This is a genomic window from Alistipes sp. AF14-19, from assembly GCF_003461645.1.
In the GTDB taxonomy this organism is placed as follows: Bacteria; Bacteroidota; Bacteroidia; order Bacteroidales; family Rikenellaceae; genus Alistipes; species Alistipes shahii.
Window position 1 is genome coordinate 16352 of the sequence record NZ_QTXM01000019.1, and the last position, 25170, is coordinate 41521.

Consider the following 25170-nt stretch of genomic DNA (forward strand, 5'->3'; position numbering starts at 1 on the left):
GGGTTACACGTTGAACGGGTCGTCTTCAATGGCAGCGGGGGCTGCCTCTTCGGTTGCCTCCTCGCGTGGAACGGGCGTCGGCGTAGGGATCGGCGGCATCGTTTCGGCGGGTACGGCCGATTGTGCTGTGATTGCGGCCGGAGCAACCTCCTCGAATTTTGCTTCTTCGATATTTGCCCCGGCGGGCGCGGCCGCCGTTTCGTTCGTTACGCGGCGTTCTTTCTCGTCTTCGCTCAACAGCCATGCGTCAGACGACGAGTTGATGATGTGCTTCATGGCGGAACGCTCGACTGTTCGCCCGGCCATTTCGCTGGTGAAATTTCGGTGCGCAGGCGAGTTGCCCCGCGTCGCGCCTTGCATCCACGCCTGCCGGATTTCGGTCATCGTCTTGATCGTCGTCGAGTGCGAGCCGTCGGCCATAGTCGTTACGGCGTAGGCGGCGACGATCTTGTCTTTGTCGATTCTCGACAGGCTCGGAACGTGTTTCGTTATCTTGATTTCGCCGTCCTCCGTATACATGTATTCGAATTCGTCACCCTCGTAGACGACGACCGAACGGACTTTCTTCATGCCTTGTGCGCGGGCCAGTTTCTCATCGCCGAAATACGACCGCCAGAACGTCAGTTCGAGCTGCCCCGACGCCTTGTTTTTGATCGGGATAAAATACCCTTGCTTCTTCTGAATATCCATGCCTTGCAGCACCATGTCGAGCAGCGAATTTGCCACCGACGCTTTGGTTACGACCTCCAAAACCGGGTGTTGTACTTTGTTGGAATCCTCCCAAAGCATTTCGGAGATACGAAGCCATGCAAGGTTCATTTGGTTAGTTACGGCGTAGTCTTTCGGGACGACCAGTCCGCCGTTTGCTTGCAGCTCCTCGATGCGTCGCAGGACGCTGTTCGCAAGTTCATCTTTCATTGCGGCAATCGCTTTCGATTGCGTCGTTGGGGCGGTCTGCGCTCCGTTCTGATTGTTATTCTGTGCCATAGTTATTTGAAATAAAAGATTTGACGATACGTGTTGTAGTTGCGGTCTTCGATAGGGGCGTCCTGCGGGTGGCGGCACGCCTCGGAAAGCCAGCGTTTATAGCATTGCGGGCAGTATATCTTATTCAGTACGGCGATGTAATAGCCACCGTCGGGGGTCGCCATATCCGCCGTGCAGTAGTCGCATTTCGCGGGGCTTCCGATGGCCCACATGTCGAGCGTTTCGACGTGGATAACCTTGAATCCTTTTTCGTTGCTGACGATCTGCGCCATGTCGTTACGCTGTTTTAAGTTCGAGCGCAGCACCCTCGACCACTTGCAGGCGAATGACCTGCGAATCAAGCGCAAAATCGGTCTGCGATATGCTTTCGGCATTGTCGATGAAGACGGGCGCGGTTGCGCCGTAGTAGCGGCAGAACGTACGGATGATGTCAAGCCCGGCGAGTACCTGCCCGGCGCTGTTCAACGAGTTGAACGGCACGCCGTCGATGGTGGCGACGCATGTTTCGACGTCCGCGCCCTCGATGGTCTGTTCGTACATTCGCCAGCGCACGAGGTCGAACCGCGAATTTATCGCCGCTTCGACGGCTTCGATGTCCGCTTTCGTGTAGGCCGCCGCCGCAAATTCGAGGCGTTCGAGTTCGGCAATGCGTTCGGCGATCTTCTTTTCGGCGGCTTTGGTTTCGTCTATCAATCGTTGAATTTCCGCCGTGCGCTCCTTGTTTGCAAGGCGGCGGCGTAGGTCGGCGGTTGCGGTTGCGAGGTTCTGACGCACCATGTCGATCTGTGCGGATATATCCCGGCGGCGTGTCGTGAGCGTAGCGGCCGTGATTTTCGTGGTCGCCGAGGCTTCGAGGGCGGTTTGCGCGCGGGTAAGCTCGTCGGTGAGTTTTCGGTATTCGGGGGATAATTTCGCCTGTTCTTCCTCCGTTTCGAGGTCGATTGCGAGAACGTCTTTCGCGGTTGTGATAGCCAGCGTCGCAGCGTGATGTTCCGCGCGCAGTTGCGATAGGCGTTGATCGAGCATTGCGATTTCCTGTTCGGTGGTCGAAACCAGCTTTGTTAACTTGCTGTAAGTATCCTTTTCGAGATTGGCGTCGGCGATCAACTTGTCGAGTATTTCGCGCTGGTGCTTCTCGAAGCTCTCGCGGGCCGCGCGGCGGGCTTCTTCGATGGTTGCGGCGGGTAACGGCTGGCCGCAAGCGTAGCAGGTGGTCGCGTCGACGTATTCAAATGCCGCCTTTTTCTCGGCCTCGTATTTCGCACGCATGCTATCGAGTGCCGATTTGATATTCGCCTGCTTCTTTACGCAGGCTTCGAGGGTGTCCCGTTTCGAGTTTGCCGTCGTTTCGGTTTTCTCGATTTCGCGCAGAATTGAATCCGCTTTCGCCTGTGCGTCCATGATGGCCGCGTCGCGGTCGGAGTTATACCGACGGGCCGCGGTCAGTCGAGCGTCGATATGATCGGACAACGACTTTTTGATGTCGAGCACCTTTTTCAGTCTTCGGTCGTGGGCGGCCTGCGTTTCCTCGTCTATTTTCGATGCGTCGGCGATCTGCGTGTCGAGTGCGTCGATTTGCCGTTGGTAGGCAGCGATCTCGTTTGCGGCCACAGATTCGCGTTGCACGATTTCCTGTTCCAGCGCTGTGTAGTCTTCCGTCGGCGGCATCGTGTTTTGATATGCTTCGATCTTCGGGGCGAACGTGTCGAGTTCCTTTTTGTTCTTGCGCTTTTCGGCCGCCAGCCGTGCTTTGAAATCCGCGAGGGGTTCACCGTTCATTTCCGCGAGCAGGTCGGCAAATCGGGCCTGTATTTCCGTGCGGTCGATGTTATCCCCGACGAGGGCTAAAAGGGCAGCGCGACGGCCTTTCCAATCGACGCGAGTATTGAAATACATCGGGTCGGTCAGCATTCGGAATACGTCGTCGTTTATCCATTCCGAAATGATTTTGTCGTATGCCGCCTTGGTTCCGACCTCCACGCCATTGACGGCAAACGCACTTTCGTGTCCGACGAATCGCAGGTCGGACGATCCGCGCGGTTTGCTCCATATCTCGCGATATGTGCGTCGTAGCGTCTGTGTGGAGCCGTCCACGTCCAATGCCACCTCGACGAAATGCTCGGCGCGGTGCATCGGTTCGCCCGTGGCGTCTATTGTCTTGATGTCGATGTCGGTACTGTTGTGCGAATCCTTGCCGAACAGTACCCACGTCAAGGCGTCGAAAATGGTTGTCTTTCCCGTACCGTTGTCGCCTATGATCGTGGCGTTACGGCCGTCGAAATCGAACGATACGTCGCGCAGTCCTTTGAAATTGCGCAGGGTAATTGATTTGATCTTGATGTTCATAGCATCGTGCGTTTTGTGATGATTGGTTATTATGCGGTTTTCCTTTGTTCTCTGATTATGGCTGCGGAAAGTGTTACGAACGCGGCGAATGTTACGGCGACGGCGACCCATGAAATCGGGTCTGCATCCATCGCTCCGCCGAGCGCGACCAACGACAGCCACCACGGGATAGCTAAAATTTTGGTTTTCATGTCTACTTGTAGTAAAAGGTTATTTTCAAGCCGCGTCGCAGTTTGCATTCTACCTTGTCCGCCCTGCTTCGGAATGCTCGGTCAAGCAGGTTGTTTGCGAGTTCACTCCCCACCAATCCGACGAACCCTGTGAAGCCTTTGAGTTCGTGGATACCGAGGCCCGAAACCTTGATGCGGAAATTCCGGTTTACCTCCCTTGATGTGTATTTGAGTGCTTGCATGTTATTTTTATCGAATTTGCTGTTTTTTCGACTTTCGTGCTGTTGCCGTGTGTTCGGTCGTCCGGTACGGTAAAGGCTGCGAAACGGCTTATTTTGGCTGCTCCTGCTGTCCGTATTTGCCAATGATTTCTGCGCGTTGCAAACGTTCGGCTTCGAGCAGGGCGACGAATTCCGTGCGGCTGTATTTGATCGGTGAATTCGGGGCCGTTCCGAATCGCTTGCCCTCGATCTTCCCACGCGGGGCGATATGCTTATCGACCCAGCCCCGACCGAATTCCCGATACAGCGCGCGTTTCGTTACGAGGTCGGCGGCGGGTTGCTGGCGCTTGATGATTGCGCAAGCAACGACATCGGCGACGTGGACGAGGCAATGCTGTAATTCGTATAATTCGGGGAGCGACATATTACGAAAGGCGTTTAATTACGATGGTGGATGCGGAAGCGGTGCGGGCTTCGAATTTCGCCTTGCCGTTCTTGTTGAAACGGCTGACGGCGTTCATATACGATGCGTAGTCGCGCCCCGTCAGCGTGAATTCGTGTTCTTCTCCGACGGGAATAGCGAGCATCGTCGCCACGTAGTCGGTGCGTTTGATGATCGTGCCTTTTTTCATTTCTGTTTGGTCTTTGGGGTTAACCCCGCGCCCCGTAAAGGGCGCGGGAATGATTGAACTGTGAAACTATTTCTTGAAAGCGGAAACCGGACGCACGGCGAGCGTGTTACACTTGCCGTTGTTGCTCACGTTGCCCGTGCCACCGCTGTAGATGAACGCGTAGTAGGAATTGTACTCCGGGTCGGGGTCGGCTTCGCTCGTCCAGCCGATAGTCGTTGCGGGTTCGCCGCCGATCTTCTTGAACGCTTCGTCGAGGCCACGGAACCGGGCGTCGTACATTTCAATTGCTTCATGCCGGGTCGGGCAGCGGAAGCCCTTGCGGTATTCGGCGGCAGCTTTCTGTGCGCCCTCGAAATTGAATCCGCCCGGTAGGTCTTCTTTGGCGATTTCGAGCATTCCGAAATCGGTTACAAGTACAACGGTCTGCGCTGTGGTCGGATCTTCGCGCTTCACCCATTCGTCGACGGGGATAAGGTTGCGCTGTTCCTCGGGGATGTAAATCCCATTTTCGATGTTGTTTTTCATAGTGCGTTGTGCGTTAGTTGTTTAATAATATGTAAAATAGCTATGCCGAAAGGCCGTTGGATAACCGACAGAATGGTCGAAAAATCGTCGACGTCTGCCGATGTGAAATTCAATACCTGTTCGCCGCGGTCAGTAAGTCGAAATGCCGTTCCTTTGTTCGATGATTCGCTCGTTATCAGTCCTGCGGCGCATAGGTGGCCGATAAGAGTGCGCATTTTACCGTGGCTTATTCCGATAAGTTCGGCAAGTCCGAGCACGCTGCCCGTCGCGCTGTTAAGGCTCGTTGTGTTCATCGTGCGTTGTGCTTTATGCGATAATAATGTATTGCATTAAACAATTTTTGTTATATTTGTGCGTAATTCATGCGTAATCCCTGTGAATTATGATGCAAATATAAAGCAAAGCATCATATTATGCAAACTTTGTAAAGCATTTTGTGAAATTTTTGTGAAATTTTTTTATATATGACTATAAAAGAAAGGCTTGTCAAGTTCGCTAAATCGAAAGAGCGTTCTGTGCGTGCTTTTGAGCGCGAAGCAGGGCTGACGATTGGTTATGTGAACACAATCCGCGTATCTGTTCAGCCGGATAAACTACAACGCATTGCATCACGTTATCCTGACCTTAATACAGAATGGTTGATGACGGGCGTTGGGCCTATGACCCGCGGCGGCTCTGTGAAGACCTCGACGGCGACAAACAAAGCCGAAACGCCGAATGTATTTACTGCTCCGCTGTTGCCTCTCGCAGCGCAAGGTGGGACACTCAACGACTTTGTTGTGTCAATTAAAGTTGCCGAGTGTGAGCGCGTTGTCACGCCGATTCGTGACGTTGATTTCGTTATGACGGTAACGGGCGATAGTATGGCCCCGGACTATCCGAACGGGGCGCAGGTGCTTATTAAAAAAGTCGACGAAAAGGCGTTCATCGAATGGGGACGGGTTTATGTCCTCGATACCTGTAACGGTAGTGTTATAAAGGAGGTGCGAAAGGGGGACGATGACGATTCCGTACAGTGCTATTCTTTGAATCCCGACCCGAAATATCAGCCTTTTGCCGTGCGATTCGCCGATATTTACGGAATGTATCGCGTATTGATGTGCATGTCCTTAAAATAGTTAATATAAACACTTTAACCCTTATATTTTATGAAAAAACTTGCTTCGGGCTTCGCCTCTGTCGGGGCTTGCGTTTTACGACGCGTAGGGATTATAAAATTCCCCCCCCCCCTCGAAGATTCTGAAAGGGCCGATACTCCATCTTGGGATTGGTAGAATTGTCGCACTTTGCGCCGTTTGGTGTTTGACGTGTTGCACATACCAAGCCTATACGGTAAGGTATTCTGTTGACTATGCAGATTACATCAACAGCGGTTTTTGGATTTTTCCGTCAGAGGCTCAACCTACATATAAATACCTCCCTATTGCCTCGATTGCGATGGAGTACGGAGAGGAGTTCGGCCCCGGCGCAGCGGATGATATAACCCCTAATAAAATACTTGATATGCTTGTCGAAAGAGCTAAAACGCGAGGGGCGAACGGCTTGATCGGTGTAAGAATCTACCGGGAACTGGATGCAAACAAACGCCCTGTGTGGCAAGCGTCCGGGGTTGCCGTTAAGTTTGAAGATGTACCCCTCGAATCGGGTTTCCAATCTGCCAATAACCAGTAAAAACATATCAAAATGGATTTCAAAGATCAAATCAAGCTGTTGAGTGAACGGGTTATCAAACTTAAAGAGAATACCCAAACCGAAGAGGCGACCAAAACGGCGTTCATTATGCCGTTTCTTCAAACCCTCGGATACGATGTATTTGACCCGACGGAAGTTGTCCCCGAATACACTTGCGATTTAGGGATTAAAAAAGGGGAAAAGATCGACTATGCCATTCATAAAGACGGCCAGCCGATTATTCTGATTGAGTGCAAACATTGGAAAGAAGACCTTACATCGCATAACGGGCAACTGTTTCGTTATTTCCATGTATCCAACGCCCGCTTCGGCATTCTGACCAACGGCATTATCTATCGTTTTTATACCGACTTGGTAGAGAAAAACAAGATGGATGAAAAACCGTTCTTCGAATTCAATATGGAGAAATACCGGGAATCGCAGGTCGATAAATTGCGTGAGTTCCACAAGAGTTATTTCGATGTAGACACGATTCTCAACACCGCCAGTGAATTGAAGTTTACAAATGAAATTCGAAATGCCATTGACCGGGAAATCAACAATCCCAGCGACGAGTTCGTCAAATACTTTGCCCGGCCGATTTATCCCGGCCGTTTCAACGACGTTGTAATGGGGCAATTCCGCGCGATTGTGAAACAGGCATTTGTACAATACACCAACGATTACATAAATGAACGCCTTAAATCGGCGATCTCTGCCGATACGGTAGTAGAAAACAAGGTCGATAAGACCGAACAGGGGGCGGATGTGGCCGCAACTTCGGATGAGGCAGAAAAAATAGAGGATAACCGAATCGTAACTACGGAAGAGGAATTGCAGGGATTTTATATCGTTCGGTCAATTCTTTATCCGGAGGTCGACGATATTAACCGCGTGCAGTACCGTGATACGATGTCGTATTTCGGAATCCTGCTTGACGACAATAACCGAAAACCGATCTGTCGCCTGTATTTCAATAGTTCAAATAAGTATCTCGAAACTTGCAACGTGGAGAAATGGGGGCAGAAACACCTGCTTGAATCATTGGACGATATTTACAAGTATAAGGATGAAATCATAGCTGCTTGCAAAATGTATTGATCTATGCAAACCGTTGCGGACAGATTTTTCGAGGCGTTCGATGCCTTGCTTGCGATGGGCGAAACGAAGATACAGACGTTTTGCCGCGAGGGTGGCATCGACAAGCGCAATTTTTACAAAAAGCGCGATAACACGGATAGCCGCCGGGAGATTCCGACGGCGTGGCTGACGTTTATCGTCGAGCATTACGGCGTTTCGCCTCGTTGGCTGTTGACAGGCCGCGGGCAGATGTTTACAAAATAGCCCGAAAATATGTAAAAAATTATGTACGCAGGGGTTAATTTTCCCCGTGAAAATATGTACAGAAAACGCCCCGACCGTTTGGCCGGGGCGTCGCGTTTCGCTTCTGCGAGATTGTCAATAAAGCAAAGGCTATGAAACGCGAATTTCTGCAAGTTTTTCCGAAAGGTCTTTCAACGCATAATCGAGCGTGCGTAGCTCCTCCTGCGAGAATTTGGCCTGCATTCCGTTAACCGTGTTGCCGTTAATACGCTGATTCAGCCAACTGCGGCTTTTATTGAAATAAGTCTTGGCAATGTAGGACAACGAAATTGCCGGAAGCACAGATTTAAGGCGATTGCGCACTAATTCGTCCTGTGCGCGCTCGTTCGTTTCCTTGATCTGCGAAAGGGTGATCGCGGCGACCTCCTCGGCGTTTTGTTCGATTGCTGCGGAAATCTCTTTGCCGATTTCGTTACGTTCTTCTTCCGTTTCTGCGCTTATAAAACGACGTTTCAAATCGTCCATTTCTTTCTTGGTTGCCATAGTCTATTTTGTTTATGCTCCCCGCCCCGCAAGGCGGGGAGCTGTGTTTTACAATTCTTTGAGGATTTCGACCAGCTTGTTGATTTCCTCCTCAATGGAAGCGAGGATTTTTGCGGCTCCCTCTCTTCCTTTTAGTTCGCTGTAAAGCCTTAAATAGTAAATTAGCTCTGCTTCGAACTCCTTTTGTTCCTTGCTTGGTTTTTTCATATCCTTTTGGCTTTATTGACAATGCAAATATAATAAACATTTGTTTATTATGCAAAATTCCCGCCGATTATTTCCGATTTTCTTCTCTTTTTTTGAGTTCCGACCAATCGAGCAGGCCAAGTACTTTTGCATTTGCCTGCCAAATGACCGACCAATCGCGGTCGATATATCGGTCGGTTATTTTCATATCTGCGTCGACGTGGTTCAGTGCCTCGTGTACGGTGTATTTGTCGATTTTGAGCGCGGCCGAACGGGCTATCGTTGCCCAGCTGTGCCGGGCGGCATAGAATGTGATATGTTCCGGCAGGGGGCGATCTTCGCCTGTGGCGTCGTTCTGACGTTGGTCGGCGTCGCGGATCGCCCGCAGGGCCGCGTCTATTCGCTTCAAACCTTGATTCAGCGCGCAGTTGAACGTGTTTCCCGTGCTGTAATGCAAATGGAACCGGAACAACCGCTTTCCCATGGGGTCTTTGTATTTCTCGACGAGTGGCGCGATCTGCGGTTCGATGCGGATGTGCATTTCGGCCTCGTCCTCGCGGCGGCTCGCGGTCTTCTGCCGATTGTAGATAATAACGTCGCCGTCGAGCGGCTGCGCCGGACACGACAGCAGGTCGGCTGCGTTCATGCCTGCAAGGCCGAACGATAGGAGGAAACAATCACGGGCAAGATCGCGGCGCGTGAAATCAGAGATCGACCCAGCGCGGCGTGGTTCATCGCCGAGGTTGATTATTTGTTGGAGTATATCGGGGCTGACGGCTCGTTTTTTGACCTTTGGCGGTTGCTTGACCTTGTAGGTTTTGAACGGTGATTGCGGTATGCGGATGACGCCCAATTCTTCGTCGTTAAACTCTTGTTTTGCGAGATTATGGATGTGGCGGACACAGGCAAGATAGGATGATATGGCGCGGCCGCCTTTCTTGGTCTTGTGTAGTTGGCGGATTGCGCCCTTTCTGCTGTGCGTCAGAACGGGTTCGGCCTCGATGAACTGTTCGAAGCCCGTAAGGAATCGGGCATTTATCCGGCTGATGTCAAGTGTTTCCGTGCCGATATACCGCACCAACGCATTTAAGGCGATCTGATACCCGATGCCCGTTCCGGGGCGCATCGTTTCGGCCTTTTTGCGTCCGTAGGCGATAAAATCGAGTTCGAAAGCCATGTTGTTCTGCTCCGTCTGCTTGATGTAGTCGACTACCTGCCGGACGGTCATAACGTCGGCCGCAGCTCCGAGCCGTCCGACGATGGCGCGCCAGTTGTCGATGATTCGTTTCGCCTCGTCGATTATGCTTTGGTCTTTGAGTTTAAGCGCGCGCGTCATTTGGTGTGCGGCGACGTACATATTCGTCGACAGCTTCAATGTCTGCCGTCGATGGGTCACTCGTATCTTTACGTTGTAGGTTCCGTCCTGCCGTTTATTGTCGGCGTAGACAACAGGTTTGAATGTGGTCGGCATGGTGCAGGTTTTTGACAACTATTTGACAACATTTGCGAGCAAATATACAAACGAAGCGTGCAAAAATGAACGAAGCGACGGAAAATTCCGTCGCTTCTTGTACCCTCGCCGGGAATCGAACCCGGATTTGCGGTTTAGGAAACCGCCGTTCTATCCGTTGAACTACAAGGGCTTACGTCTGTTATAGATAATCCGGCGAAAAAGTTGTGTGTAATTTCGCTCGGATGTCGTGTTCCGCTCTGCCCCAATGTTTAGGAAACCCTCGTTCTATCCCTTGAACTATGGAGCCGTTAAAAACAATGCGGCGCGTCTATTGCCAAACGCACCGCAAAGATAGTAAATTTTTCTGTTTTTAGAAACTGAACCCCACGCCGATGGAGAACGTGTGGGCGCGTGCGGTGTAATTGCCTGAAAAGTCGGTGATCGCGCTGGTCGTCGGATACTCGGGGGCAACGTTCTTGATCTGCTCGTTGGCCAGCGCCAGCACGGAGTTGACGTAGGGATAGGAACCCGTGCGCTCCGGATCGGCCGAATTCACATAGCCGTAGGCCAGGTCGACGTGCATCCATTTGCAAGGACGGAACGTGACGCCGGCGGTGTAGGCGAGTTTGGTCATCGAAGGCGTTTCGGGATTGAGGTAGTCGCTGCTTACGGGGCTTTCGTCGACATACATACCCATGCGGGCCGTCAGCCAGTCGAGTGCGTGGTATTCGCCGCCGAAGCGGAATGCCAGCGTGTTGGAGTAGTTTTTGTCGCTGGCGGGGATCGTCAGGACCGGAAGATTCGTCGACGGATTGAGGATCTGGACATCGAGTTGGTCGTATGCGCTCCACAGCACGTATTGCAGATCGACGGCAAACTCCCATTTCGGCACGGGGCGGAAGCTGACGCCCCAGGTCAGCGATGCCGGGAGCGGAAGTTCGGTTTTCACGATTGCCGAGGAGATTGCCGAGGGATTGATGTCGAATTTCGGAAGAAGCTGTCCCAGGACGGCCTGAATCGTCGGATCGTCGATGGTCGACATGTCGATCGAGCCGGAATTCACCTTCATCTTGAGTTTCGAACGATAGGTCATGCCGAGCGACCATTGTTCGTTGATGTCCCACATGATGCCGAGATTCACCCCGACGGCCATTTTGGCCTTGCCTTCGAGATCCAGCGACATGATGTTGCGGTCGCCTGCCAGCTCGAAGATGTTCGGAGTGCCCGGAGCTACGATCTGTATGATGTTGTTCAGCGCGACGTTTTGGGCATTCGCCGCTCCGACGGGCAGCATCGAACGCGAAAGGTCGAATTTACCCCACGTCATCATCAGGCCGGCGCCGACGGAGAGGTGTTCGCAGATTTTGAACGACACCGTAGGCTGGAGATTGTAGGCCTTGAGGTTGATGGACTGCACGAGCTGCGCTCCGGCCCAATTGTCGCCCCAGTTCATCGAAGAGCCGAAGGGGGTGTTGAAAGCCAGGCCGACCGACATCCAGTCCAGCGGCTTGTAGTTGAAATAGGCGTAGAGCGGGGTTGCGATCTTGTTGTCCGACGTGAAGTGCCGGGACTGGGTCTTGCCCGTGTAGTCGGGCAGGGTGGTATAAGTGGCTTTCGAGTCTATTCCCGTGACGCCGACCGAAAAGTCGAACTGCGTGCTTTGGAATGATGCGGCTGCGGGGTTGAACCAAATGGACTCCGAGTTGAGTTTCATGGCCGTACCTACGTGGCCCATACCGTTCTGTTTCGAGGAGAGGTTGTTTACCTGATAGCCCTCGGCGTAAGCGCCGGAGGCGATGGCTGCGGCGGCCAGAACGAGGAAAAGTTTTTTCATAACGAATTGGTTTGGTTTATACTCGGCATGCCTCCCGGCATGCAAAATCGGGGCAAAAGTAGGAAAACTATCCCCTCGGCCCAAATTTTTTGGTCTAAAATTCCCGAAAATTGTACTAAATGGTATAGGATTGGCCGAATTGGCGGGTTCCGCTCCGAGGTCTCTCCGGGAATGGATACCGATTTATAATAAGCGCCGCCGGGGGAGGCGGGGTGTGACTGCCGGAGAGGCGGGGATTGCCGGGGTTGAGGGGCCGGGGATTGCCGGGTTGTCAGGCCGGCCGGGGTTGTCGGGGGCGGCAGGATGTTCGGGGACAGCAGGGTATTCGAGGCTACACCGCAGCGGGCCGTGGACTTCCGCGGCCGAGACTTCCGCGGCCGGGGGCCGGAGATTGCCGGGGCGGCAGGATGTGGTTGCCGGGCCTCCCGTCGGGTCGTCAGGGTCTCCGGGGTTGTCGGGTCGTCGGGTCTCCGGAAATGAGCAAGACCCGCTCGCTGGCGGGTCTTGTCTTTATTTTCTGGCGTTGTAGGCTTCGAGCGCCTTGCCCAGGATCAGCAAGGCCCGTTCGAGGTCCTCCTTCTTGAGGACGTAGGCGATGCGGACCTCGTTGCGGCCGCATTCGGGATCGGAGTAGAAGCCCGACGCAGGCGCCATCATAACGGTTTCGCCTTCGTATTCGAAATCCGAGAGACACCAGGCGCAGAACTTGTCGCTGTCGTCGACCGGGAGCCGTGCCACCGTGTAGAAAGCCCCCATCGGGATCGGCGAGTAGACGCCCGGGATGCGGTTCAGTCCGTCGATCAGGCATTTGCGGCGTTCGATGTACTCCTCGTAGACCTCGGTGCTGTACGACCGCGGCGCGTCGATCGACGCTTCGGCGATGATCTGCCCGATGAGCGGCGGCGAGAGGCGCGCCTGGCAGAATTTCATCACCGCATTGCGCAGCGTCTTGTTCTTGGTGATCAGCGCGCCGATGCGGATGCCGCACTCGGAGTAGCGTTTCGACACCGAGTCGATCAGCACGACGTTCTGCTCGATGCCTTCGAGGTGGCAGGCCGAAATGTAGGGCGAACCGGTGTAGATGAATTCGCGGTAGACCTCGTCCGAAAAGAGGAACAGGTCGTATTTCTTCACCATGTCGCGGATGCGGTTCATCTCGCGGCGGGTGTAGAGGTAACCCGTGGGGTTGTTGGGGTTGCAGATCAGGATGCCGCGCGTGCGGTCGTTGATCAGCTTCTCGAACTCCTCGATCGGGGGCAGCGCGAATCCGTTCTCGATGGAGGCCACCACCGGGCGGATCACGGCGCCCGCCGAAATGGCGAAGGCCATGTAGTTGGCGTAGGCCGGTTCGGGAACGATGATTTCGTCGCCCGGGTTGAGGCACGACATGAAGGCGAAGAGCACGGCCTCGGAGCCGCCCGTGGTGACGATGATCTCCTCGGGCGAGAGCTTGATCTGATACTGCTCGTAATAGGTCACCAGCTTTTCGCGCAGCGAGCGGTAGCCGTCGCTGGGGCTGTATTCCAGCACCTTGCGGTCGATGTGTTTGAGGGATTCGAGACCCTCCTTGGGCGAGGGGAGGTCGGGCTGGCCGATGTTCAGGTGGTAGATCTTCGTTCCCCGGGCGCGGGCCGCGTCGGCCAGCGGGACGAGTTTGCGTATCGGGGAGGCCGGCATCTGCTCGGCGCGGAGTGAAATTTCGGGCATGTTACGGTGTTTTTGCGGACGGGGTGTTATTCCACCTCGGCCGTAGGACGGAACTTGATGACCTTGCGGGGCGGGATCTTCACGGCGGCGCCCGTGCGGGGATTGCGGCCCACGCGTTCGGATTTCTGCTGCACGCTGAACGTACCCAGCCCCGTCAGGGTCAGCCGTTCGCCCTCGCGGAGCGACTGCACCGTGACCCGGATCATGGCGTCGACGGCCTTGCGGGCGTCTATCTTCGAGATGTTCGCGTCGAGGGCGATGGCCTCGACAAACTGCGCTTTGTTCATGGTGTCGTGCGTGAAGAAACTAACCTCTCGGTCCTAACTTACTGACAAAGATATGCAATTTTCGGATAAAGAAGAAAATTATCGTCTGATTTTGATTTTCGGACCGCCGTTGCGGACGATAAATCGCGGTAAAGATTTGGCGGAATGGAAAAACGGTGCTACTTTTGTCCCCGGAAAGTTGGCGGAGTGGTCGATCGCGGCGGTCTTGAAAACCGTTGAACCGCAAGGTTCCGGGGGTTCGAATCCCTCACTTTCCGCCAAGAAAAAGAAACGGGTTGCAAATCGAATTTGCAACCCGTTTTGTATTTGGGCCGGGCTGAATATATTCGGGACCGGATCGAATACAAAACGAAATGCGGCAGGGCCGCCGTTTCTTGGGCTTGCAGGGACGCCCCCGGCAGGGCAGGGAAAGACGAGCGGCACGAAGCCGTCGGGCGGAGTGCAGCGAAGTCAATTCCTCAATCAAGGAATCCCGGGGATCACGGAGCGACGGCGACGTAATTCCGCGATTCTCAATTCCCGCTCGTGGCCCCGCAGCCTGCCGCATTGGGGCGCAAGAGCGTTCGTTTGAGGCCGATTGGCGGGCCAATTCAAAAATAAGTGTTATATTTGTCCGAATTTTTAAACTGAATTACGATGTCATACAATTTATTGAAAGGAAAGAAAGGTCTGATTTTCGGAGCGCTCAACGAGCAGTCGATTGCCTGGAAAGTGGCGGAACGCGCCGTGGAGGAGGGCGCCGAAATCGTCCTCACCAATACCGCCGTATCAATCCGCATGGGAACCATCTCGAAGCTGGCCGAGAAGTGCAATACGATCGTCGTTCCGGCCGACGCCACGAGCGTCGGGGATCTGGAGAACCTGATCGACAAGACGATGGAGCACTTCGGGGGCAAATTCGATTTCATGCTCCACTCGATCGGCATGTCGCCCAACGTCCGCAAGGGACGCACCTATGACGATCTGGATTACGATTTCCTCTCGAAGACGCTCGACATCTCGGCCATTTCGTTCCACAAGGCCATTCAGGTGGCCCGCAAGAAGGACGCCATCAACGACTGGGGTTCGATCGTCGCCCTTTCGTACATCGCCGCGCAGCGCACGCTCTACGGTTACAACGACATGGCCGACGCCAAGGCGCTGCTGGAGTCCATAGCCCGCAGCTTCGGTTACATCTACGGCCGCGAGAAGCATGTGCGCATCAACACCGTGTCGCAGTCGCCGACGCCGACCACGGCAGGGAGCGGCGTGCTGGGGTTGGGCGACCTGATGGGTTTCGCCGAGAACATGTCGCCGCTGGGCAACGCTTCGGCCGAAGATTGCGCGGACTACGTGCTGACGCTTTTCTCGGACCTCACGCGCAAGGTCACGATGCAGAACCTCTACCACGACGGCGGATTCTCGTCGATGGGCATGTCGCGCCGCGCCATGAAGACCTACGAGAAGGGCATGCGGTTCGAGGACGTGCACGAGAACCAGTATCCTTTCGGCAAGTAGTTTCCGATTCTCACGGGCATATTTCGCCCTGCCTTGTTCGCCCCGAATGGGAAATACTTCGGTATATCCCATCCGGGGCTTACTGCATTATGTCGAAATCTGCTCCGCGATAATCAAAAACCCATCCGCGCCCATGAGTGGTCGTATGGTTGTAATTGACAGATATTCAGAATGATCTGACGGGGCGTGCTTGTGATGCAAGTCCGGCAGCCCGAAGCTGCCAGTTGCAATGCAAACCCCGGTTCTTAACCGGGCGAACACACGAACATGCGAACAGGGGGTGTTCGCCTATGTTCGCATGTTCGCATGTTCGCGCAGCCCCTCCCCGGCATAGCCCGCAAGCGGTCCGCGCCCTCGCTCAACCGTAAGGTTCGCCTTAATACTGGTGGTCGTCGCCGCGGATCTCCTCGCGGGTGATCGGACGGCGGTTCATCGCACGCCAGGCGTACCAGATGTAGGCTGCCACGAACGGCACGAACAGCGACACCCACGCCATCGTGCGGAGCGTGAAGAGGCTCGACGAGGAGTTGCGGATCGTCAGCGACGACTGCATGTCCGCGAGCGAAGGGTAGTAGGCCGTGTCGTTCCACCCCGCGAGCAGCAGCAGCGACAGCACCGTGAGCACCGTGCCGACGCCCCCGAACCACACCGCACGGCGGCTGCCGCGCCACCCCAGCCAGACGCTCCACAGCACCGAAGCCACGCCGATCAGCAGCGCGGCGGCCACGTAGGGCATTTCCACGAGGTTGTGCAGGTATTTATAGGGTTCGATGGAGACCGTGCCCGCGGCGTCGACGGCCCATCCGTCGGCGAGGACGAGGGCCAGGAGCCATGCCACGAAGCAGGCGACGAACAGCACGGCGAACGTGCGCATGCGGCGTGCGGCGCGGCGGAAGATCGCCTCGTCGTCGATGTTGTTCATAAAGTACTGGCAGGCCAGCGTCATGGCCAGCAGCGTCACCGACAGGCCCAGCAGCACGTTGCGCCACTCGGCGACGGCCTCCAGCCCGTGCCACGGCGTCGCCCACTGCGAGATCACCGCCGCGCCGCCCTGGTTGGCCAGGTTGAGGCGGTCGACGGTGAATTCCGCCCCCGTGAAGAAGGTTCCCACGGCCGTGCCGATGAGCAGCGGGCCTAACACGCCGTTGACGAGCAGGAAGGCGTTGAAGGTCCGTTCGCCGAAGACGTTGCCCGGTTTGCGGCGGTATTCGTAGGCCACGGCCTGAATGACGAAGCACAGCAGAATGGCCATCCAGACGTAGAACGCCCCGCCGAACGACGTGGAGTAGAACAACGGGAACGAGGCGAAGAACGCCCCGCCGAACGTCACGAGCGTCGTGAAGGTGAACTCCCACTTGCGGCCCAGCGAGTTGACCAGCATGTTGCGCTCCTCTTCGGTGCGGCCGATCGTGTAGAGCAGCGCCTGACCGCCCTGCACGAACATCAGGAAGACCAGCAAGGCCCCCAAAAGCGAAATGACCAGCCACCAATAGTGTTGAAGTAGGGTGATAGTATCCATAGTTGTCGTTGTTGTCGTTGTTGTCGTTGTTGTCGTTGTTGTCGTTGTTTTGCCGCTCTTGTCCGTCGGCGATTCACGGCGTACCGCCGTGTTTATAGATTTGACCCACCCCTAAATCCCCGCCCTGGCGGGGACTTGTGTCCGCTTGCGCGGAAGCCACCCTGCCGGTAAATTTGCGGTAGTCGGGATGTCAGTCGTCTTTAGGTCCTGTTTTGATCTGCCGGAACATAATGCTCAACTCGGCGGCGAGCAGCGCCGTGAACAGCGCCAGAAAGAGGAAGAAGGTCACCGAGACCGATCCGCTGGGGATTTTCGACGCCGCGACGCCCACGGGCATCAGGTCCTGGATGGCCCACGGCTGGCGTCCGACCTCGGCGACGACCCAGCCGGCCTGCGAGGCGAGGTAGGCCAGCGGGACGCTCCACACGGCCGTCCGCAGCAGCCAGCGTTTCGAGGCGAGGCGGTCGCGGCGGTTGAGCCACCAGACGAGGCCTAGCAGCAGGATGAAGAAGCAGCCCGCGCCGACCATCACGCGGAACGAGTAAAACAGCAGCGGCACGTCGGGCACGATCTGCTCCGGCGACGAGAGGTAACCGTAGCCGAAGTAGGCGAAATGTTCGCGCAGGAACTCCGCGCCCTGGGGCGTCGAGCGGTCGAACTTGGCCTCGATCTCGGTGATGGCCGCCGTGTCGCCCTTCTCGCGCGCCGTGCAGTAGCGGCCCAGCTCCTCGACGGCCACGCGCCCCCGTTCGATCTTCTCCGAGGCCGGCATCACGCCGTACTCCTCGTTGCCGTAGACCAGGTCGTTGATGCCCGGAACGAACGCGTCGGCCGAGCGGAAACTCATCAGCGAGAGCATCTTCGGAATGTCGATCCTGAAGTAGAAGGCGTCGCCGCCGGTCCGCTGCGCCTCGGGACGCAGGATGCCGACGGCCGTGAGCGGCGCGCCCTGCTGCCCGTCGTAGAGCGCCTCCATGGCCGCCAGCTTCATGGGCTGCACGCGGGCCACGATGGCGCCCGAACGGTCGCCCGTGAAGGCCGTGACGAGCGCGAAGACGAACCCGAAGGCCGAGGCGATGGCGATGCTCCGGCGGGCCATCAGCTGTTCGCGCCGGCGCAGCAGATACCACGCGCTGACCCCCACGACGAACAGCGCGGCGAGGACGAACGACGAGGTGACGGTGTGGAAGAACTTGTTGACCGCCACGGGCGACAGCGCCACGGCCGAGAACGAGGTCATCTCGTTGCGCACGGTTTCGAGGTTGAAGTCGCACCCCACGGGGTATTGCATCCACGAGTTGGCGACCAGAATCCACCACGCCGAGAGGTTGGCGCCGAAGGCCGTGAGCCACGTGGCCGTGAGGTGGAAACCCCGGCTGACCTTGCGCCAGCCGAAGAACATCACGGCGATGAAGGTCGATTCGAGGAAGAACGCCAGAATGCCCTCGATGGCCAGCGGCGCGCCGAAAATGTCGCCCACGAAGTGGGAGTAGTTGGACCAGTTGGTCCCGAATTCGAATTCGAGGATCAGGCCCGTGGCCACGCCGATGGCGAAGTTGATGCCGAACAGGCGCATCCAGAATTTGGTCGTGCGGAGCCAGAACGGGTCCTTCGTGCGGACGTAAAGGGTCTCCATGATGGCGATGAGGAAGCCCAGCCCGAGCGTCAGCGGGACGAACAGCCAGTGGTAGATGGCCGTCATGGCGAACTGCGCGCGCGACCAGTCGACGGTGGATAGGTAGTCGGAAAGCATAGCGTATTGGGTTACTGGTTGGTTGTCTGCGTCGCTCCGGGACGCCGGAGCCTTCTTGTTTGCGGCTTTCGGCCGCGTTTGCGGGCCCGCACCGCGCCGGCGACCCTGCCCCGGAGGGGGATTGACGCCGCGAGCGGCGGCCGGAACTGCATGATGACGGGTGCATTCATGGTTGCGGAATTTCGGGTGTCAGGTTTTCCAGCACGCAGCCGGCCTTTTCCGAGGGGCTTTTGCCCGCGAGCAGGTCGGGGAAGAAGAAGACTTTCAGCACGGCGAACAGGATGAAGAGTTTGATGAGGATGATGGCCCACAGGGTGCGTCCCACGGTCATTTCGCGGAATCCCTCGACGTAAAACCGGATCACTTTGCGGAGTGTCTCCATTTCGTTGCGTGTTGGATGTTCTACCAAAGTTAGGCAGAAAAAAGGAAATAAAAAAATTCCGGCCCCGAAAAAACACGGCCGGTGTACGATAAGGCCGGAAATGCTTACCCCCCCCCGCGTAAGACGCCGGTTTCAGGGGGCTGGCAGCTTCGGCCCGCTCTCCGTCCGGTTCTGCGCCCGGTTCTCCGCGAACATGCGAACATGGGCGAACACCTCCTGTTCGCATGTTCGCGTGTTCGCCCGTCGCGGTTTCTTCAGGGCGAAGACCGCAGGTCGGGCGTCCCGATGGCGCAAGTACGAAAATTCTTCGTACTTTTGCCTCTCGTAAGAAGAGAATATGAAGACGAATGCTGAAAAACTGCCGTCGCCCTGGGTGTCGGCCATTCCGCTGGCGGTGCTGACGGGACTCCTCTATGTCGTGATCCGCGCCTTCGGCGGCGAGGCCATCAACGGCGGAAGCCAGATCGCCCTGCTGTCGGCCACGTCGGTCTGCGTGATGCTCTCGATCGGCATCTACCGCTGCCGCTGGGCCGTGCTCGAAGAGGCCATCATCGACAACATCCGCGCCTCGGCGTCGGCCATCGTCATCCTGCTGCTGATCGGCGCCATCGCCGGCACGTGGATGATCTCGGGCGTGGTCCCGACGATGATTTATTACGGACTGCAAATCCTCCACCCGTCGTTCTTCCTCGTGGCTTCGTGCGCGATCTGCGCCGTGGTGTCGCTGATGACCGGATCGTCGTGGACCACCATCGCCACCATCGGCGTGGCGCTCATGGGCATCGGCCAGGCGATGGGCTTTTCAGAAGGATGGGTCGCCGGAGCCATCATCTCGGGAGCCTATTTCGGCGACAAGCTCTCGCTGCTCTCCGACACCACGGTGCTGGCCTCGTCGACGGCCGGCGTCGAGGTCTTCACCCACATCCGCTACATGCTCTACACCACCGTTCCGTCGATGCTCATCGCCCTCGGGGTCTTCACCGTCGCGGGCCTGGCGCTCGACCACGGAGTTTCGACCCATGCCGAAATGTATGCCGCGACGCTCGCCGCGACGTTTCGCATCACGCCGTGGCTCCTCGCGGTGCCGCTGGCCACGGGAATGCTCATCGCGCGAAAACTCCCGGCCATCGTGACGCTGTTCTCGTCCGTGGTCTTCGCCTGTGCGGCGATGCTCCTGGCGCAGCCCGAACTGGTGGCCCGGGTGGCGGGCGTCGGGGAGCTGGACTTCATGTCGGGGTTCAAGGGGGTGCTGATGACCTGCTTCGGCCCGACGGCCATCCCCACGGGCGCGCCGCAGCTCGACGAACTGGTCGCCACGCGCGGCATGGCCGGGATGCTGAACACCGTGTGGCTGATCATCTGCGCCATGTGCTTCGGCGGGGTGATGACCGGCAGCGGCATGCTGCGGTCGCTGACGTCGATCTTCCTGCGCTGGGTGCGCCGCGCCTTTTCGGCCGTGGCCTCGACCGTGGGCGCGGGCCTCTTCTTCAACCTCTGCACCGCCGACCAGTATATCTCGATCATCCTCTCGGGGCGGCTTTTCCGCGACCTCTATGCCGACCGGGGGCTGGAGCCGAGGCTGTTGAGCCGCTCGGTGGAGGATTCCGCCACGGTCTGCTCGGTCCTGATCCCGTGGAACTCGTGCGGCATGACGCAGGCCACGGTGCTCGGCGTCTCGACCTTCGTCTACGCGCCCTACTGCATCTTCAACATCGTCTCGCCGCTGATGTCGCTGCTCGTGGCGGCTGTCGGCTGGAACATAAAACGGAAAAAATGAAAACTTCGCTCGTCATCTTCGACCTCGACGGCACGCTGCTCGACACGATCGGCGATCTGGCCGTGGCGTGCAACGCCGTGCTGGGTGTGCGGGGACTGCCGCAACACACCTATGAGGAATACTGTCATTTCGTCGGCAACGGCATCCTGCGGCTCGTGGAACGCGCCCTGCCCGAGCCGCTGCGCACGCCCGAAACCGTCGCCGCGGTGCGCGCCGACTTCGTGAAATACTACACCGAACACATCGACGCCCATACGCGGCCCTACGACGGAATTCCGGAGCTGATCGCCGAACTGGCGCGGCGGGGCGTCGCGCTGGCCGTGGCGTCGAACAAGTTCCAGGCCGGGACCGAGAAGCTCGTCGGGCTGTTCTTCCCCGGGGTGACGTTCGCCGCGGTGCTGGGCCAGCGTCCCGGCGTGCCGCTGAAACCTTCGCCGGCAGTCGTCGAGGAGATTCTCGCACGGACGGGCACGGCGCGTGAGGAGGTGTTGTATGTCGGCGATTCGGGGGTGGACATCGAGACCGCGACGGCTGCCGGGGTGCGCTCGGCGGGTGTGACGTGGGGTTTCCGCGACCGTGCGGAGCTGATCGCCGCCGGGGCGCGGCATCTGGTCGACCGGCCCGGCGAGTTGCTGGAGCTGCTGTGACGCCCGTTTCTTGCCACTTTTAGCCGGGCCTTCGTTTCACGGCTCCGGCATCGGGCCGGGATCGTTCGCCGCGAAACGCGGCGGGGAGGAGGTGCAACCTCCGCATTCTCGCTTATGGCGGAACAAGGATAACCGCGGCCTTTGCCCGCGGAAGGTGATGTACTTTTTGGCCGCAAAAAGTACCAAAAACTCCCCGGCAGATGCCTCCGCCTACTTCGTCCCGTCTAACGTTCGAAACGGGCGCCTATTCGCGGGTTTGCAAGCAAACCGGCCCCGTTTCTTGCCACTTTTAGCCGGGACTTCGTTTCGCGGCTCCGGCATCGGGCCGGGATCTTTCGCCGCGGAACGCGGCGTGGAGGAGGTGCAAAATGGTCCCTTTCGCAACCTGAAACCCCGGTTCTTAACCGGGCGCAGAACCGGACGGAGAGCGGGCCGAAGCTGCCAGCCGCAATGCGAACCCCGGTTCTTAACCGGGCGCGGGTCAGCAGTACTCCTTCACGTCGCGTGCCGTGATGCGGTCGCCGGAGAGGATGATCAGACGCTCGATGACGTTGCGCAGTTCGCGGATGTTGCCGCTCCACGGCATCCGTTGCAGCTCGGCCAGCGCGTCGGCGTCGATGGGTTTGGGGGCGGAGCCGTATTCCGAGGCGATCGTGCGGATGAAATGCTCGACCAGCGCAGGAATGTCCCCGGCATGCTCGCGCAGCGGCGGAACCCGCACCACGATCACCGCCAGACGGTGGTAGAGGTCTTCGCGGAAATTCCCTTTCTGAATCTCCTCGCGCAGGTTCTTGTTCGTGGCGGCCACCACGCGCACGTTGACCTCGATGTCCCGGTCGCTTCCCACGCGGCTGATGCGGCTCTCCTGCAGGGCGCGCAGCACCTTGGCCTGCGCCGCGAGCGACATGTCGCCGATCTCGTCCATGAAGAGCGTGCCTCCGTCGGCCTGCTCGAACTTGCCCTTGCGCTGCTTGACGGCCGAGGTGAAGGCCCCGCGCTCGTGGCCGAACAGTTCGCTCTCGATCAGTTCGGAGGGGATGGCCGCGCAGTTGACCTCGACGAACGGGGCCGCCGCGCGGACGCTCTTGGCGTGCAGCCAGCGGGCCACAAGCTCCTTTCCCGTGCCGTTTTCGCCCGTGATCAGCACCCGGGCCTCGCACGGGGCCACCTTGTCGATCAGCTGGCGGACGTGTTCGATCTCGGGCGAGACGCCGATGATCCGCTCGGCCTGGGCGGAGTGCGCCCGGCGGCGGCGCACGGGCGGGGCGGCCGGGGGCGCCTGCGCGGGCGCGGGATTGTCGATGGTGCGGTGCAGCGATTGCAGCAGCCGGTTCATGTCGATGGGTTTTGTGAGGAAATCCTGCGCTCCGTTGCGCACGGCCTTGACCGCCGTGTCGATCGACGTGTCGGCCGAGAGGGCTATGAACGGGATGCCTGCATCCGGAACCTTGCACTCCGTGTCGGACAGAATCACGTCGAACGGAATCCTCTCGCACAATGCCGAGGCCGCAGCCTCGTTCTCGACGGCTTCGGCCGAGAACCCTTCATACTCCAACCGCTCGCGCAGAATGTTTCGCACGCTTTTTGATTGGTCCAGAATTAAAACCTTTGTCATAGCTTTGTTTTTCCGAAATTTTACCTACTTTTGTCCCAAAGTTATGATTTTCCGCCGTGTAAAACGAATCCCGGAGGTCTCGCTCCGGGGTGCGGAGAGTGAGAAAAACGATCTTTAAACGGTCTATCGCAAAGGTCCGGCCGGAGGCTCCGGCGGACGAATCGCACTAATGTGCCGGACCGCAAATACAATATGAAAAAGAATTACAATTACACACGACGCAAGTTGTACCTGCCCGAGTACGGGCGCCATATCCAGGAGATGATCGACTCGCTGCTGGAGATCGAGGACCGCCGCGAGCGCAACCGGCAGGCGCGGGCCGTGATTGCCGTGATGGGCAATCTGAACCCCCTGCTGCGCGACACGGCCGATTTCACCCACAAACTCTGGGACCACCTTTTCATCATGTCTGATTTCCAGCTCGATGTGGACTCTCCCTACCCGCAGCCCTCGCGTCAGGAGCTGACCGCATCGCCCCGCCGGATGACCTATTCCCAGGGGCGGATCACCTATAAGCACTACGGCAAATACGTCGAGCGTATGATCCGCGGCCTGGCCGACGAGCGCAACCCGCGGACGGTCTCGCGCACGGTGGACAATCTGGCCCGCTACATGCGCACGAAGAGCTACGAATACAACCAGGAGCACCCCAACAACGAAGTGATCGTAAAAGACATCAAGCGCATGTCCGGGGGAGCGATCCAAATCGACGAAGTTGCCTTGAACAATCTCCGAAGCGACTATAAACAGCCCTTTTCGGCGCGTCTCCAAAAGGGGGCGCAGCAGCACCGGCAGCCCCACCAGCAGCAGCGGCAGCAGAAAAACCGCAGCCAGCAGCCCTACCGCAATTTCACGAAAAACAACGGGCCGCACCGCAATTCGTCGAAATAAAGGGCGCCTATTTGCGGAAAATTTATATCTTTGTTCTCCATTAACCGCGAAAAAGATCGTAAATGAACAAGCAAACGCTTTTCGTAACGCTCACGACGGCCGCCCTGATGTGTGGCTGCCAGTCGTCGAAAGTGAAGATTTCAGGCCGCTTCGTCGGCGGCGACGCGAAAAATATCTATCTGGAGCAGGTTCTTCCGCTGACGCAGTCGGTCGTGGATTCGGCGGCGCTGGCCCCCGACGGCAGCTACCGCATGGAACTCACGGGCGTGGCGAAGACCCCGTCCTTATACAATGTGATCTACGACGGCGAGCGCATTCCGCTGCTTCTGGCCGGCGGCGACAGGCTGACGCTCGGTTCCGTGGGCAGCGTCATCCGCAACTATACGGTGGAGGGTTCCTCCGAGTCGGAGCTGCTGCGGCAGTTCTACCAGGCCTTCGTCACGGGGGCGCAGCAGCTGGAGAACATGGGCACGGAATTCGCGCGCAAACTCACGGACGAGGAGCGCAAGTCGCTGATCAAGGAGTATACGGCCGAATACTACCGCATCCGCCGCGAGCAGCTGCGGTTCATCATCGAGCACAAGGCGTCGCTGGCGGCGGTCTACGCCCTCTACCAGCGGCTTCCGGGCGACACGTACCTGTTCAACGGCGACAGCGACGTGGTCTACTACCGCACGGTTGCCGAGGCGTTGCAGGAGAGCTACCCCGAATCGCCCTACCTGCAATCGTTGCAGGCCGAGATCGCCCGCATGGACGCCCGCATCAGCCTCACGTCGCAGATCACCGAGGCGCGCCATCCGGACCTCGAACTGACGGACATCTACGGCAAGAAGATCCGTCTCTCGTCGCTGGCCGGAAAGGTCGTGCTGCTGGATTTCTGGTCGGCGGAACTGGGGTCGAGCAACGCGCTGAACGCCGATCTGAAGGAACTCTATCGGAAATATGCCGACGCACCCGTCGGGTTTGAGGTCTACCAGGTGGCCGTCGATACGTCGAAACCGCTGTGGATCACCGCCGTGCAGGAGCAGCAGCTGCCGTGGATCTCGGTCAGCGACCTGCGCGGGCGTTCGTCCGTGGCCCTCGGGCTTTACAACGTGCAGCGGCTTCCGGCCAACTTCCTGATCGACAAGGAGGGGACGATCGTGGCCAAGAACATCTACGGCAAGAGCCTCGAAGCGAAACTGGACGAGCTGACAAAATAGAA

26 protein-coding genes, 2 tRNA genes and 1 pseudogene are annotated in these 25170 nt (G+C 57.5%); 9 read left to right on the plus strand and 20 right to left on the minus strand.

What is annotated here, in order from left to right; all coding sequences use genetic code 11:
• Positions 1–3: 3 nt before the first annotated feature.
• From DWW03_RS13470 to DWW03_RS13505, 9 genes are all read right to left on the minus strand, one after another.
• Positions 4–918: a RecT family recombinase gene (locus tag DWW03_RS13470; protein ID WP_161988203.1), complete on the minus strand. Its 915-nt coding sequence runs from the start codon at positions 916–918 to the stop codon at positions 4–6.
• 71 nt (positions 919–989) lie between these two features.
• The gene (locus DWW03_RS13475; RefSeq protein ID WP_118406883.1) at positions 990–1259 is read right to left on the minus strand and encodes a demethylase; all 270 of its coding nucleotides are present in this window, start codon (positions 1257–1259) and stop codon (positions 990–992) included.
• Between the two features lie 4 nt (positions 1260–1263).
• On the minus strand, positions 1264–3333 hold the full coding sequence (locus tag DWW03_RS13480; RefSeq protein WP_161988204.1) for an AAA family ATPase: 2070 nt from the start codon (positions 3331–3333) through the stop codon (positions 1264–1266).
• Positions 3334–3362: 29 nt separating this feature from the next.
• The gene (locus DWW03_RS16660; protein ID WP_161988205.1) at positions 3363–3524 is read right to left on the minus strand and encodes a hypothetical protein; all 162 of its coding nucleotides are present in this window, start codon (positions 3522–3524) and stop codon (positions 3363–3365) included.
• A 2-nt stretch (positions 3525–3526) separates the two neighbouring features.
• A complete protein-coding gene (locus DWW03_RS13485) occupies positions 3527–3745 on the minus strand; it encodes a ribosomal large subunit pseudouridine synthase B (RefSeq protein WP_118406885.1) in 219 nt (72 codons plus the stop codon).
• 88 nt (positions 3746–3833) lie between these two features.
• A complete protein-coding gene (locus tag DWW03_RS13490; RefSeq protein ID WP_118406886.1) occupies positions 3834–4148 on the minus strand; it encodes a hypothetical protein in 315 nt (104 codons plus the stop codon).
• Between the two features lies 1 nt (position 4149).
• A complete protein-coding gene (locus DWW03_RS13495; protein ID WP_118406887.1) occupies positions 4150–4356 on the minus strand; it encodes a hypothetical protein in 207 nt (68 codons plus the stop codon).
• 66 nt (positions 4357–4422) lie between these two features.
• Positions 4423–4881: a hypothetical protein gene (locus DWW03_RS13500; RefSeq protein WP_118406888.1), complete on the minus strand. Its 459-nt coding sequence runs from the start codon at positions 4879–4881 to the stop codon at positions 4423–4425.
• Positions 4878–5174 (minus strand): hypothetical protein, encoded by a 297-nt coding sequence (locus tag DWW03_RS13505; protein WP_118406889.1) that lies wholly within the window; start codon positions 5172–5174, stop codon positions 4878–4880. The genes DWW03_RS13500 and DWW03_RS13505 overlap by 4 nt, the downstream gene beginning before the upstream one ends.
• A gap of 171 nt (positions 5175–5345) precedes the next feature.
• Between DWW03_RS13505 and DWW03_RS13510 the strand changes: the two genes are divergently transcribed.
• From DWW03_RS13510 to DWW03_RS13525, 3 genes are all read left to right on the plus strand, one after another.
• Positions 5346–5999, plus strand: coding sequence for a helix-turn-helix transcriptional regulator (locus DWW03_RS13510; protein WP_118406890.1), 654 nt, complete (start codon positions 5346–5348; stop codon positions 5997–5999).
• A gap of 565 nt (positions 6000–6564) precedes the next feature.
• Positions 6565–7653 carry a type I restriction endonuclease gene (locus tag DWW03_RS13520; RefSeq protein WP_118406892.1) on the plus strand — a complete coding sequence of 363 codons (1089 nt, stop codon included), beginning with the start codon at positions 6565–6567 and terminating at the stop codon, positions 7651–7653.
• 3 nt (positions 7654–7656) lie between these two features.
• Positions 7657–7896 (plus strand): hypothetical protein, encoded by a 240-nt coding sequence (locus DWW03_RS13525; RefSeq protein ID WP_118406893.1) that lies wholly within the window; start codon positions 7657–7659, stop codon positions 7894–7896.
• 129 nt (positions 7897–8025) lie between these two features.
• Here DWW03_RS13525 and DWW03_RS13530 read toward each other — a convergent pair whose 3' ends face one another.
• The 7 genes and pseudogenes from DWW03_RS13530 to DWW03_RS13555 form a co-directional block, all read right to left on the minus strand.
• The gene (locus DWW03_RS13530) at positions 8026–8418 is read right to left on the minus strand and encodes a DUF5053 domain-containing protein (protein ID WP_118406894.1); all 393 of its coding nucleotides are present in this window, start codon (positions 8416–8418) and stop codon (positions 8026–8028) included.
• 48 nt (positions 8419–8466) lie between these two features.
• Complete coding sequence (locus DWW03_RS16665) at positions 8467–8625, minus strand: hypothetical protein (protein ID WP_153811580.1); 159 nt, start codon at positions 8623–8625, stop codon at positions 8467–8469.
• A gap of 67 nt (positions 8626–8692) precedes the next feature.
• On the minus strand, positions 8693–10075 hold the full coding sequence (locus tag DWW03_RS13535; RefSeq protein WP_118406895.1) for a phage integrase SAM-like domain-containing protein: 1383 nt from the start codon (positions 10073–10075) through the stop codon (positions 8693–8695).
• Positions 10076–10175: 100 nt separating this feature from the next.
• Positions 10176–10247 (minus strand) — tRNA-Arg (locus DWW03_RS13540).
• 180 nt (positions 10248–10427) lie between these two features.
• Positions 10428–11891 carry an OmpP1/FadL family transporter gene (locus DWW03_RS13545; RefSeq protein ID WP_022061365.1) on the minus strand — a complete coding sequence of 488 codons (1464 nt, stop codon included), beginning with the start codon at positions 11889–11891 and terminating at the stop codon, positions 10428–10430.
• Between the two features lie 510 nt (positions 11892–12401).
• Positions 12402–13598, minus strand: a complete 1197-nt coding sequence (locus DWW03_RS13550; RefSeq protein WP_015547664.1) for a pyridoxal phosphate-dependent aminotransferase — start codon at positions 13596–13598, stop codon at positions 12402–12404.
• 26 nt (positions 13599–13624) lie between these two features.
• A pseudogene (locus DWW03_RS13555) lies at positions 13625–13891 on the minus strand (HU family DNA-binding protein); the annotation flags it as partial.
• A gap of 166 nt (positions 13892–14057) precedes the next feature.
• Between DWW03_RS13555 and DWW03_RS13560 the strand changes: the two are divergent.
• A tRNA-Ser gene (locus DWW03_RS13560) sits at positions 14058–14145 on the plus strand.
• 376 nt (positions 14146–14521) lie between these two features.
• The gene (locus DWW03_RS13565) at positions 14522–15382 is read left to right on the plus strand and encodes an enoyl-ACP reductase (RefSeq protein WP_022062555.1); all 861 of its coding nucleotides are present in this window, start codon (positions 14522–14524) and stop codon (positions 15380–15382) included.
• A gap of 376 nt (positions 15383–15758) precedes the next feature.
• On the opposite strand, the gene DWW03_RS13570 is transcribed toward DWW03_RS13565, so the two are convergent.
• From DWW03_RS13570 to DWW03_RS13580, 3 genes are all read right to left on the minus strand, one after another.
• Positions 15759–16901 (minus strand): cytochrome d ubiquinol oxidase subunit II, encoded by a 1143-nt coding sequence (locus tag DWW03_RS13570; protein WP_044054542.1) that lies wholly within the window; start codon positions 16899–16901, stop codon positions 15759–15761.
• Positions 16902–17091: 190 nt separating this feature from the next.
• On the minus strand, positions 17092–18654 hold the full coding sequence (locus DWW03_RS13575; RefSeq protein ID WP_022062557.1) for a cytochrome ubiquinol oxidase subunit I: 1563 nt from the start codon (positions 18652–18654) through the stop codon (positions 17092–17094).
• A 166-nt stretch (positions 18655–18820) separates the two neighbouring features.
• Positions 18821–19036: a DUF4492 domain-containing protein gene (locus DWW03_RS13580; protein ID WP_015547662.1), complete on the minus strand. Its 216-nt coding sequence runs from the start codon at positions 19034–19036 to the stop codon at positions 18821–18823.
• Positions 19037–19373: 337 nt separating this feature from the next.
• Between DWW03_RS13580 and DWW03_RS13585 the strand changes: the two genes are divergently transcribed.
• Both DWW03_RS13585 and DWW03_RS13590 read left to right on the plus strand, forming a co-directional pair.
• On the plus strand, positions 19374–20813 hold the full coding sequence (locus DWW03_RS13585; RefSeq protein ID WP_118406896.1) for a Na+/H+ antiporter NhaC family protein: 1440 nt from the start codon (positions 19374–19376) through the stop codon (positions 20811–20813).
• Positions 20810–21460: an HAD family hydrolase gene (locus DWW03_RS13590; protein ID WP_118406897.1), complete on the plus strand. Its 651-nt coding sequence runs from the start codon at positions 20810–20812 to the stop codon at positions 21458–21460. Before DWW03_RS13585 ends, DWW03_RS13590 begins: the two co-directional genes overlap by 4 nt.
• Positions 21461–21941: 481 nt before the next feature.
• Here DWW03_RS13590 and DWW03_RS13595 read toward each other — a convergent pair whose 3' ends face one another.
• A complete protein-coding gene (locus DWW03_RS13595; RefSeq protein ID WP_118406898.1) occupies positions 21942–23075 on the minus strand; it encodes a sigma-54-dependent transcriptional regulator in 1134 nt (377 codons plus the stop codon).
• A 192-nt stretch (positions 23076–23267) separates the two neighbouring features.
• Here DWW03_RS13595 and DWW03_RS13600 point away from each other — a divergent pair, with 192 nt between their 5' ends.
• On the plus strand, positions 23268–23966 hold the full coding sequence (locus DWW03_RS13600; protein ID WP_022061407.1) for a DUF4290 domain-containing protein: 699 nt from the start codon (positions 23268–23270) through the stop codon (positions 23964–23966).
• Between the two features lie 62 nt (positions 23967–24028).
• The gene (locus DWW03_RS13605; RefSeq protein ID WP_015547659.1) at positions 24029–25168 is read left to right on the plus strand and encodes a TlpA disulfide reductase family protein; all 1140 of its coding nucleotides are present in this window, start codon (positions 24029–24031) and stop codon (positions 25166–25168) included.
• Positions 25169–25170: the final 2 nt, after the last annotated feature.

Bases quoted from the DNA above. Each gene is read 5' to 3' on its own strand.
- DWW03_RS13470 (WP_161988203.1), bottom strand. From the start codon at position 918: ATGAAAGATGAACTTGCGAACAGCGTCCTGCGACGCATCGAGGAGCTG.
- DWW03_RS13475 (WP_118406883.1), bottom strand. From the start codon at position 1,259: ATGGCGCAGATCGTCAGCAACGAAAAAGGATTCAAGGTTATCCACGTC.
- DWW03_RS13480 (WP_161988204.1), bottom strand. From the start codon at position 3,333: ATGAACATCAAGATCAAATCAATTACCCTGCGCAATTTCAAAGGACTG.
- DWW03_RS16660 (WP_161988205.1), bottom strand. From the start codon at position 3,524: ATGAAAACCAAAATTTTAGCTATCCCGTGGTGGCTGTCGTTGGTCGCG.
- DWW03_RS13485 (WP_118406885.1), bottom strand. From the start codon at position 3,745: ATGCAAGCACTCAAATACACATCAAGGGAGGTAAACCGGAATTTCCGC.
- DWW03_RS13490 (WP_118406886.1), bottom strand. From the start codon at position 4,148: ATGTCGCTCCCCGAATTATACGAATTACAGCATTGCCTCGTCCACGTC.
- DWW03_RS13495 (WP_118406887.1), bottom strand. From the start codon at position 4,356: ATGAAAAAAGGCACGATCATCAAACGCACCGACTACGTGGCGACGATG.
- DWW03_RS13500 (WP_118406888.1), bottom strand. From the start codon at position 4,881: ATGAAAAACAACATCGAAAATGGGATTTACATCCCCGAGGAACAGCGC.
- DWW03_RS13505 (WP_118406889.1), bottom strand. From the start codon at position 5,174: ATGAACACAACGAGCCTTAACAGCGCGACGGGCAGCGTGCTCGGACTT.
- DWW03_RS13510 (WP_118406890.1), top strand. From the start codon at position 5,346: ATGACTATAAAAGAAAGGCTTGTCAAGTTCGCTAAATCGAAAGAGCGT.
- DWW03_RS13520 (WP_118406892.1), top strand. From the start codon at position 6,565: ATGGATTTCAAAGATCAAATCAAGCTGTTGAGTGAACGGGTTATCAAA.
- DWW03_RS13525 (WP_118406893.1), top strand. From the start codon at position 7,657: ATGCAAACCGTTGCGGACAGATTTTTCGAGGCGTTCGATGCCTTGCTT.
- DWW03_RS13530 (WP_118406894.1), bottom strand. From the start codon at position 8,418: ATGGCAACCAAGAAAGAAATGGACGATTTGAAACGTCGTTTTATAAGC.
- DWW03_RS16665 (WP_153811580.1), bottom strand. From the start codon at position 8,625: ATGAAAAAACCAAGCAAGGAACAAAAGGAGTTCGAAGCAGAGCTAATT.
- DWW03_RS13535 (WP_118406895.1), bottom strand. From the start codon at position 10,075: ATGCCGACCACATTCAAACCTGTTGTCTACGCCGACAATAAACGGCAG.
- DWW03_RS13545 (WP_022061365.1), bottom strand. From the start codon at position 11,891: ATGAAAAAACTTTTCCTCGTTCTGGCCGCCGCAGCCATCGCCTCCGGC.
- DWW03_RS13550 (WP_015547664.1), bottom strand. From the start codon at position 13,598: ATGCCCGAAATTTCACTCCGCGCCGAGCAGATGCCGGCCTCCCCGATA.
- DWW03_RS13565 (WP_022062555.1), top strand. From the start codon at position 14,522: ATGTCATACAATTTATTGAAAGGAAAGAAAGGTCTGATTTTCGGAGCG.
- DWW03_RS13570 (WP_044054542.1), bottom strand. From the start codon at position 16,901: ATGGATACTATCACCCTACTTCAACACTATTGGTGGCTGGTCATTTCG.
- DWW03_RS13575 (WP_022062557.1), bottom strand. From the start codon at position 18,654: ATGCTTTCCGACTACCTATCCACCGTCGACTGGTCGCGCGCGCAGTTC.
- DWW03_RS13580 (WP_015547662.1), bottom strand. From the start codon at position 19,036: ATGGAGACACTCCGCAAAGTGATCCGGTTTTACGTCGAGGGATTCCGC.
- DWW03_RS13585 (WP_118406896.1), top strand. From the start codon at position 19,374: ATGAAGACGAATGCTGAAAAACTGCCGTCGCCCTGGGTGTCGGCCATT.
- DWW03_RS13590 (WP_118406897.1), top strand. From the start codon at position 20,810: ATGAAAACTTCGCTCGTCATCTTCGACCTCGACGGCACGCTGCTCGAC.
- DWW03_RS13595 (WP_118406898.1), bottom strand. From the start codon at position 23,075: ATGACAAAGGTTTTAATTCTGGACCAATCAAAAAGCGTGCGAAACATT.
- DWW03_RS13600 (WP_022061407.1), top strand. From the start codon at position 23,268: ATGAAAAAGAATTACAATTACACACGACGCAAGTTGTACCTGCCCGAG.
- DWW03_RS13605 (WP_015547659.1), top strand. From the start codon at position 24,029: ATGAACAAGCAAACGCTTTTCGTAACGCTCACGACGGCCGCCCTGATG.